This is a genomic window from Wolbachia endosymbiont of Tuta absoluta, from assembly GCF_059414725.1.
Window position 1 is genome coordinate 1 of the sequence record NZ_JBNRJY010000276.1, and the last position, 1,689, is coordinate 1,689.

General features: G+C 36.7%; 1 protein-coding gene. It reads left to right on the forward strand.

The annotated features are described in order from the left end of the window. Positions 1 to 228, forward strand: a 228-nt coding sequence (locus tag ACJ5GX_RS03075; protein ID WP_495292689.1) for a hypothetical protein, incomplete at its 5' end; no start/stop codon positions are given. Positions 229 to 1,689 lie beyond the last annotated feature (1,461 nt).

The following is a 1,689-nucleotide window of genomic DNA, read 5'->3' on the forward strand; positions in this document are numbered from 1 at the left end:
GCTATAACAGGAGTGGTCTGTCTGATATTCACTTTGGGACTTAGCGGCATTAGGAAGTCTGTTAAGGAATTAACCAACGATAAGCAAAGCCGTAAAGATGATCGATCAACCTCATTGTGGGCATGCTACAAATTCACAAATATTATTGCCATTGGGCGAATGGGACCGGAACTCCAAGGTCGAAATTCCAGAAAAAAAGCTACAGAAGGATTTGGCTTTCAATGTTAGTCCAACGACCAACTTTCTGTTATGTGAATATTGATACTTACTCACAAGCTTTGTGAATAAAATTATGAAATACTCAACTTGACTACGTACCGTTGAAATTGAATTCTAAGCAAGATTTACGACTTCCATAAAAGTTACTGTTAACGAGAGACGTTGGGTATTTTCCTCTTTATTATATTACACCCACGCACATATCAAAGATGAAAAGAAAACCGCAATTCAGAAGCCACATTAGAAATTTGTAAGATGCCTTTAGGTAGGATACATGCGAGGTTGTGCCAGCCTGTTCTTTGAGTGAATAAAAATTACGTCTCTATATTTCAGGTACTTAACTTACAGAAGTCGGAGTAAGAAAGTCTTTTGTACTATCAGCAGCACATTTATCTACCGCAGGAATCAACTTATACTTTTTAGAATGGACTCAGCGGTTTTAGCCCCGGGGATTTTAAACCTATACCTGACTATAAAAATTTTACTCGTTTTTAGATTTCCGTACAAAAGGAAAATGATGGAACCCTTATATATAGGAACATTTTGTTGTCCGTCTGTCAAAGCCTTTTATCTCAGGAATGCGTCTCTACAGCATGTCGTCTCCAGTTTATTCTCGACCATTTAAACACTAACAAAATCCTATTATTTTGATTTTATTATTGTCACATTATGCATGCCCTTATTATTTGCAGATATTTTGCAAACATATATAATAATTTGAAAATATTTAGGTTTCAGTTTCTTTTATTGGATTATGGTTTTAATTCTTAAAGTTTGTGTAAGTAATATAAAGGTATTTTCCTATAAAAATATATTATTCCTAAATAACTATATTTTTTAAACAATTTAAAAGGTGACTAAGGGACTCGAAGGCTTCATGTGTATTACAATTTTAGGCAACAGGCTGACAACCCGTCACTATTTTCAAACACGATTTTTCTGAAACGGCTCTCAAATATTTTCCAGACGTGGCGACAGCGACCGTATTTTACCGCGTTGTCTATCCAAGGGATAAAGGCGCAATATGAGTATATATGTGCTGAAAACTTTTCTGATAAATAAGTGAAATATTCTCTGTAGCCAATTGTGAACAATACTTTAATTTTCACTTGCTCGCGCTCCCGACACATTTTTGTATAACCAGCTGCACATCATCTTACCCCTTTAAGGGATCGATCGTTCTTAAGAATGATAGTTCCTTGCTTTGGAGGGCACGTTAAGCCGTCGGTCCCAGTTGCTGTCTATGATTACTTTGACGGCGGTTACGCAACCATGTCGAAAGACCTACTACTAGAAGTAGGCAGTTGAAAAACTCTTGACACTACTCGGACTCGGTGTCACTCACGATAAAGAAGAAAGAAAGACCAATATGAGGGTATATATTATAGTAGATACTCTAGTATATACCGCTGTTGCCAATTATACTGTCCAGTTTGGTTACTCCGCGTCTGTTTGGACAAGCTAACGAGT